Raw genomic sequence first — 6,594 nt, 5'->3', positions numbered from 1 at the left:
CAAATAATTCAATATAATAATTATGCTAATCTAAAGGAGCGCAGCGTGGCAATCCCTAAAATACAGAGCGGCTCTGCTCATCGGGGATTGCCACGCTGCGCTCGCAATAACGTGTTCTTTTATTAAGCACTCCCCTACACCTTCAACACAAACCGCACTAATCCTACCCCAAGGCTCAACAAGATCAGGTACACCACATTAAGCTTAAACCTTTGCATCAAAATAAGAGATATCCCTATTCATATCGCCGACAAAACATTGAGGTGATACCAGGACAAACCACCGGGAAAACAACATCCTTACCCAAAAACAAGGTCAGGTTCAGGATCACGCCTACCACAGCGGCGGTAACCAGTTTCAGGATCTGGCTCACCACTTCGCTGCCGTGCGATTTTTTTATCAACGGCCCACCCGCAAATACGTATAAGAAACAAGGCAAAAAAAGTATAAAATATGGTAGCGAACAAGGTGACGCTGCCCATAGTTATGTAAGCATGAAAATGATTAAAGCCGGCCATAAAGCCCACAAAGCCAACTACAATAATGACCGGCCCGGGTGTAGTTTCGGCCAGGGCAACACCATCAACCATCTGCGATTTAGACAACCTGAATTGTTTCAGGATCCCATAGAACAGGTTAGCCATCATGTTGTACATCTCCGGTTAATTACTCTTGCAGATTGTTGTTGGTGACAACACCAACAACGGCGGTGGATTTGATTTTTTTGGTGATCAGGGAAATCGCTTTTAGATTAACGAGCTGATAGGAGGCACTAAATGTATTGTTTTCAAGCTATAAACAGCTTGCTTATCCCGCAAATTTTCGCAAAACGTATTAAAACAATAGCCCGGTTATCTTTAGCAGATAACCGGGCTGTTTGGTTAAGGCAAAACAAGGTCAAAAATCAACCGGTTTTAATTCATGTAGCATATCGAAAACCTAATACTTTTTAAATTTTCAAAAACCATCAAAAATTTGTTAAAAGCGTTAAGGCAAACTTAAAACTCTATTAAAAAACCTAATTATGAACTCATTCCACAGCGTTTTTGAACAAAAATTTGTTAAAATCCGGGGTTTAAAAAGTTTTATTATTACACTTTACCAAATACTACGGTACCATTGTGCCCGCCAAAACCAAAGGTATTGCTCATGGTTAAATTCACCGGGTAACTGATGGTTTCCCCTAAAACAATGTTCATGCTTTCGGGTACCGCGGGGTCAAGCTCGGTGGTGTTAATGGTGGGTGGTATCAGGCTGTCGCGCATGGATAGCAGGCAGATAATAGCCTCAATAGCTCCCGCCGCGCCCAGCAAATGGCCTGTCATGGATTTGGTAGCGCTGATTTTTATATTGTTCTTTTCATTTTTGGTTAATACCTGTAAAGCTTTCAGCTCGGATAGGTCACCAACCGGGGTTGAGGTGGCATGCATATTCATATAATCTATGTCGAAAATAGATACACCGGCTTCTTCCAGGGCCAGTTGCATACCCTTGGCCGCGCCCAAACCTTCGGGATGAGTGGCCGTCATATGATAGGCATCGGCAGTCATGGCGGCGCCGCGTACTTCAGCATAAATGTGGGCGCCGCGTTTTACGGCATGCTCATATTCTTCCAGCACCAGGGCTCCGGCACCTTCGCCCATGATAAAACCATCGCGATGGGTATCAAACGGCCGAGAAGCACCCTGAGGGTCGTCGTTACGGGTCGACATGGCCTTCATCGAACTAAAACCACCAAATGAAGCGGGCGTAATAGGAGCCTCAGAACCGCCGGTAATGATCACTTTGGCCTTCCCTAACCGGATATAGTTAAAAGCATCCATAATGGCTGTATTTGAGGTTGCACAGGCCGATACGGTGGTATAATTAATGCCCATATAACCATGACGGATAGAGATCATGCCCGAGGCCATATTGGTAATCAGTTTAGGCACAAAAAACGGACTGAAACGCGGATGCCCATCGCCCAGGGTGTACTCACGCACCTGTTCCTCAAAGGTTTCCATACCGCCCTGTCCCGATCCCCAGATCACGCCAACATCAAAGGGGTCCATCTTATCGAGCTCAAAGCCCGAATCTTTGATAGCCTCGTCAGATGCCACCAGCGCGTATTGGGTAAAAGGGTCGGTACGTTTAAGATCGGCCCGATCCAGGAAATCGGCCGCGTTAAAATCTTTCAGCTCGCAGGCAAACTGCGTGCGGAACAAAGTGGGATCAAAATGGGTGATGCGTGCGGCAGCACTTTTACCTGCTACTACGTTTTTCCAAAAATCTTTTACTTGGTTGCCCATAGGGGTTAATGCCCCCAGGCCGGTTACCACTACTCGTTTTAACATGGTTGTAAACTTTAAATAAAAATTTGGCAAAAGTAATGATAAAAATACCGTATGGTATATTGATAATGTAAATATATTTTCTATGGAACGGCTAATCGTTTTTACCAAATGGTAAGTGGATGCGCCCTAAACCGGCAGAACTTTGTGGTACTAAATATGTATATCATGAACACACCAAATCAAAACAGCAAATTACAAGGTAAACGAATTATATTAATGGGTGGTACATCGGGCATCGGCCTGGCTACAGCCAAAGCAGCAGCGGCCGAAGGTGCCAATGTGGTGGTGGTATCCAGCAGTCAGCAACGGGTAGACAGTTCCCTGGCCGAACTGCCCGAAAGCGCCAAAGGCTACGCGATTGATCTGAGCAAGGAGCAAAACATCCAGGATTTTTTTGATGGCATAGGTAATTTTGACCATTTGGTATACACAGCCGCCGAAAACATCAGCTTAATTTATGTGAACGATCTGGAGCTGGACAAGGCCCGTGATTATTTTAACCTGCGTTACTGGGGCGCGCTGGCATCGGTAAAATACGCTGCTCCGCATATTAATAAGGGCGGTTCTATCTCCTTAATGAGTGGCATTGCCAATCCTCGACCGGGATCGGGCTGGCTGCTTGGTGCAAGCATCTGCGGCGCTGTAGAAGGCCTAACCCGTGCTATGGCTGTGGAGCTGGCTCCTGTGCGTGTAAACGCGGTTTCGGCAGGTGTGGTGAAAACCAATTTGTGGAACAGCATCCCTGAAACCGATCGCGAAGCCTATTACAAAACCGTTGGCGATGCCCTGCTGGTAAAACGTGTTGGCGAAGCCGAAGATATTGCCCAGGCATTTACCTACCTCATGAAACAACAGTTTACAACCGGCCAGATACTGATCACCGATGGCGGTACCGTGCTGGTTTAATAAAACGCGGCTAAAGACCTACGAAGCTTTTGAAACTTCGTAGGTCTGAATACAAAATATTGATGCAAAAAGTGGGTTTACACTTTTTGTCGAAAAAAATTTATAATTTATTGACTATCAGATAATTAAATCAATTTTAACCTTAAATTATGTAAACCATGTAAACCCACTTTTTTAATAAAATCACGCCGCTACCGTATATTTTTACGGATGCGGCTAAGCGATTGCGGGGTGATACCTAAATAGCTGGCAATATCTTTTAAAGGTACACGCAACGCGATATCGGGGTTTTGCTCCACAAATAACCGGTATTGATCATCGGCGGTTTCGCCAATGTAACGGTTACGAACATTTACCTTGTGTATGAGGTGCTGCTGGTTAATATCATCGATGATGTCCCTGAGATAAGACAGCTCTGCATACAGCGCCATTAATCTGGTTTTAGTTATCACCATGATCTCGGCATCGCAACAGGCCTGGATAGCCGTTGGCGTGATACTGCCTTCATTAAAACTTTGCAGAATAGTGCAGAGGTTATTTTCGCGATAGAAAAAGTGGGTGATATCCACACCACGTTCATTATGGGTTGCTATACGCACCACGCCTTTGCAAACAAAATACATCTCGGAGCAAACCCGGTGCCCCTTAAACGGATACTCCCCCTCCTTGTAGCTTTTTAATTCAAAAGCAGCCAGGATCAGGCGGGCATCATCAGCAGCAATATGCCGGAACTGTTGAAAATAACTGATAAGCGGGTTGGGCATAAGCTTTTGAGCAAAATGATCAGGCAAATATATCAAAGCTTTGGAGTTCCTTCTCCTCCCCATTAATGATAACAGAGAGCTGATGTTTACCGGGATAAAAAGTACGGGTGGTGATCGGCTTAAATGGCTGCTTTCTTTTAACCACAATTTTCTCTCCGGCCAGGTAGGGTCGTTCGCTTATTTTGAATACCTTTTTGCTCAGTTGTCCATTGGCTTTATTGTAGTAAATACCATATTCCAGCCGTACGGTTTGCTTTTCGGTATGGTCATTTGTTACTGTGAAAGTAAATTCCAGGCTATCCCCTATTTTTACTTCGGGTGTCAGGATAAGGAAGCCGGTCATGGTTAAGCTCTTGCTCTCCAGCCCATAATGCTGCAGTATTTCGGCATGGCCGCTTTTTAACAGGGTACGACTGGCATGTTTTATGATAGCATCCGTTTCTTTACTGATGCCATGCCACTCACGGGCAATGGTCATCATTACTCCCGGGTGATCTTTGGAGATATCGTTCAGGTTATTGGCTACGCTTTTACGTACCCATTCGGAGGGATCGTTTTTTAAATTTTCCAAAACCGCGAGTACCGGTGCCGGGTCTTTTTTCAATGCGGGTATCGCCAAGCCCCAGGGCAGTCTGGGCCGGCTGCCTTCGCTGGCAAAACGACGCACTTTATGATTTTCATGTAATGACCATAGCTGCATCTGCATCATCATCCGGTCGGTGTATTTGAGCAGAAATGGCCGTACCGCAAATTCGCAGCTTACAAACTGGGTAATAAACTCCAGGGATTTTACAGACGCTTCATAATGATCAAGACCATAAACTTCTATATAATCGGGCAAAAACATCATGGCCAGGCTATCCTCGCCAAAATGTTCGGCACGCAAACGGGTAATGATCTTTTCCATCATCTCCGCAGCGACTGGAAAATCAGCAGGCATAAACTCATGCAGCACAATGGAATTGTGCCGCATCCGCTCTTTCAGCGCCTTGTTCTCGTATCCATCAATAAAAATAAGCGACAGGAAACGCTTTTTATCAAAATCAGGAAGTACATGCGCAAGCACATCTGCAAACCGGTTATAAAACGCGGGAGAGTAAATATCTTTTAATAAACTGCTCATGGAACTTATTTAGGTCCTAAGGTATCAATTACAGGTCGGTTTTACCAATTGGCTATCGGCATAAAGCTCCTGCAAACCGCGTGTAATTTTCATAAAATCCACTTTTGGTTTGGTCTTTGCTTCCCTATAACTATTAAAGTTAATCTAATACTTAATATTATGAACATTATTCAGGGAGCATCAGGACAAGTTGGGTCGGCTATTGTGACCAATCTTGTAAAAAAGGGCGAGCCTGTAAAAGGTATCGTAAGGAGTAAAGAAAAAGCAGAACAGCTTAAAAAAAAGGGCGCTGATAGTGCCATTGCCGATGTATTTGACCAGCAGGCTATAACGGACGCACTTAAAAAAGGATCAACATTTTTTGTTATTACCCCAGAAACCGGCAAAGGCGACGATATATTAGGTGATACCAGGAAAAGTCTTCAAAATATCCGGAAAGCGATAGAAAAATCGCCTGTAAAAAAGGTGGTTGGTCTATCATCAATTGGGGCGCAATACGATAAGGGGACAGGCAATCTGCTTATGTCCTATTTTTTAGAACACGCCTTTAAAGATCTGGACATCGAACAGTCCTATATCAGGCCTGCCTATTATTACAGCAATTGGATGGCCTATCTGCCAGTAGTAAAAGAGAGCGGCATTTTACCTACTTTCTTCCCGGTTGATCTATCTATCCCGATGATATCGCCTATGGATGTAGCCAAATTTGCTACTGATATTATTACCAGCGATGACTCCGGGAATAAAATTTATGAGGCATCGGGTCCGGAATCATTGAGTTCCGCGGGTGTCGCGGCGGCATTTTCAAAGGCATTGCATAAAGAGGTGAAAGCAAAACAGATCCCCCGTGATCAATGGCCGTCGACCCTCAAAAAAATAGGATTCTCTGAAGATGCCATCAAAAACTATATCGAAATGACCGATATGGTAATATCCGGCCAGATACATGCCGAAAATCAGGGAACTATAGCCTTAAAAGGAAAAACAACGCTGCAGGAATATATCAACAACGCTGTAAACTAAACAAGCATTTAAAAGCAAAAGGAGCAATGAACTATGATTCATTGCTCCTTACCAGATCAGTTATACGTCTTGGGCGTTAATTTTCTTCGTAAAACTTAGGTGCTATCGCCATGGATAGCAGATCGGTTTTATGTTTATTCAGTAGTTTTTTCCACCAGAACTGAAATTTACGCGGATACACTACTCTGTCTTTAAAATCGGCCTTATGCAGGTCTTCCATCGCCAGTAATTTATGCATCACCTTGCGCGAGTGATCAACTACCGCGTGCGACCGCTCTGTATATCCCAGTATCCGGTTTATTTCGCGGTTGGTTTTCCCTACCAATATATATTCAAATATCTGCAAATGTAAAGTCGAAAATCCTTTGGTTTTGAGTAATGGTCTGCTTACTGATAATCTATCCTGCTTAATCATAAACCCCGGTGTTTAAATCTTTACTTT

7 protein-coding genes and 1 pseudogene are annotated in these 6,594 nt (G+C 44.1%); 2 read left to right on the top strand and 6 right to left on the bottom strand.

Annotation, left to right across the window (positions count from 1 at the left end; all coding sequences use genetic code 11):
* Positions 1-235: 235 nt before the first annotated feature.
* The 3 genes and pseudogenes from FHW89_RS29235 to fabF all read right to left on the bottom strand — a co-directional run bounded on the left by FHW89_RS29235 (position 236) and on the right by fabF (position 2,336).
* On the bottom strand, positions 236-403 hold the full coding sequence (locus tag FHW89_RS29235) for a hypothetical protein (protein WP_371742495.1): 168 nt from the start codon (positions 401-403) through the stop codon (positions 236-238).
* A gap of 88 nt (positions 404-491) precedes the next feature.
* Positions 492-644 (bottom strand): annotated as a pseudogene (locus FHW89_RS29230) (hypothetical protein); the annotation flags it as partial.
* 447 nt (positions 645-1,091) lie between these two features.
* Positions 1,092-2,336 carry a beta-ketoacyl-ACP synthase II gene (fabF, locus tag FHW89_RS27090; RefSeq protein WP_172338172.1) on the bottom strand — a complete coding sequence of 415 codons (1,245 nt, stop codon included), beginning with the start codon at positions 2,334-2,336 and terminating at the stop codon, positions 1,092-1,094.
* Positions 2,337-2,501: 165 nt separating this feature from the next.
* Between fabF and FHW89_RS27085 the strand changes: the two genes are divergently transcribed.
* Positions 2,502-3,242, top strand: coding sequence for an SDR family oxidoreductase (locus FHW89_RS27085; RefSeq protein WP_172338171.1), 741 nt, complete (start codon positions 2,502-2,504; stop codon positions 3,240-3,242).
* 191 nt (positions 3,243-3,433) lie between these two features.
* Here FHW89_RS27085 and FHW89_RS27080 read toward each other — a convergent pair whose 3' ends face one another.
* Together FHW89_RS27080 and FHW89_RS27075 are read right to left on the bottom strand one after the other, a co-directional pair.
* Positions 3,434-4,006, bottom strand: a complete 573-nt coding sequence (locus tag FHW89_RS27080; protein ID WP_172338170.1) for a Crp/Fnr family transcriptional regulator — start codon at positions 4,004-4,006, stop codon at positions 3,434-3,436.
* A 19-nt stretch (positions 4,007-4,025) separates the two neighbouring features.
* Positions 4,026-5,129: a DNA alkylation repair protein gene (locus FHW89_RS27075; protein WP_172338169.1), complete on the bottom strand. Its 1,104-nt coding sequence runs from the start codon at positions 5,127-5,129 to the stop codon at positions 4,026-4,028.
* A 159-nt stretch (positions 5,130-5,288) separates the two neighbouring features.
* Here FHW89_RS27075 and FHW89_RS27070 point away from each other — a divergent pair, with 159 nt between their 5' ends.
* Positions 5,289-6,152, top strand: coding sequence for an NAD(P)H-binding protein (locus tag FHW89_RS27070; RefSeq protein WP_216650702.1), 864 nt, complete (start codon positions 5,289-5,291; stop codon positions 6,150-6,152).
* A 76-nt stretch (positions 6,153-6,228) separates the two neighbouring features.
* On the opposite strand, the gene FHW89_RS27065 is transcribed toward FHW89_RS27070, so the two are convergent.
* Positions 6,229-6,567: a hypothetical protein gene (locus tag FHW89_RS27065; RefSeq protein ID WP_172338168.1), complete on the bottom strand. Its 339-nt coding sequence runs from the start codon at positions 6,565-6,567 to the stop codon at positions 6,229-6,231.
* Positions 6,568-6,594: the final 27 nt, after the last annotated feature.

Origin of the sequence: Mucilaginibacter sp. SG564, from assembly GCF_013149275.1 — a bacterium.
Classification (GTDB): Bacteria; Bacteroidota; Bacteroidia; order Sphingobacteriales; family Sphingobacteriaceae; genus Mucilaginibacter.
Note: the sequence above shows the minus strand (reverse complement) of the source record. Positions and strands in the feature narration are given on the sequence as shown.

Coding starts and splice junctions, on each gene's coding strand:
- fabF (WP_172338172.1), bottom strand. CDS start 2,336: ATGTTAAAACGAGTAGTGGTAACCGGCCTGGGGGCATTAACCCCTATG.
- FHW89_RS27085 (WP_172338171.1), top strand. CDS start 2,502: ATGAACACACCAAATCAAAACAGCAAATTACAAGGTAAACGAATTATA.
- FHW89_RS27080 (WP_172338170.1), bottom strand. CDS start 4,006: ATGCCCAACCCGCTTATCAGTTATTTTCAACAGTTCCGGCATATTGCT.
- FHW89_RS27075 (WP_172338169.1), bottom strand. CDS start 5,129: ATGAGCAGTTTATTAAAAGATATTTACTCTCCCGCGTTTTATAACCGG.
- FHW89_RS27070 (WP_216650702.1), top strand. CDS start 5,289: ATGAACATTATTCAGGGAGCATCAGGACAAGTTGGGTCGGCTATTGTG.
- FHW89_RS27065 (WP_172338168.1), bottom strand. CDS start 6,567: ATGATTAAGCAGGATAGATTATCAGTAAGCAGACCATTACTCAAAACC.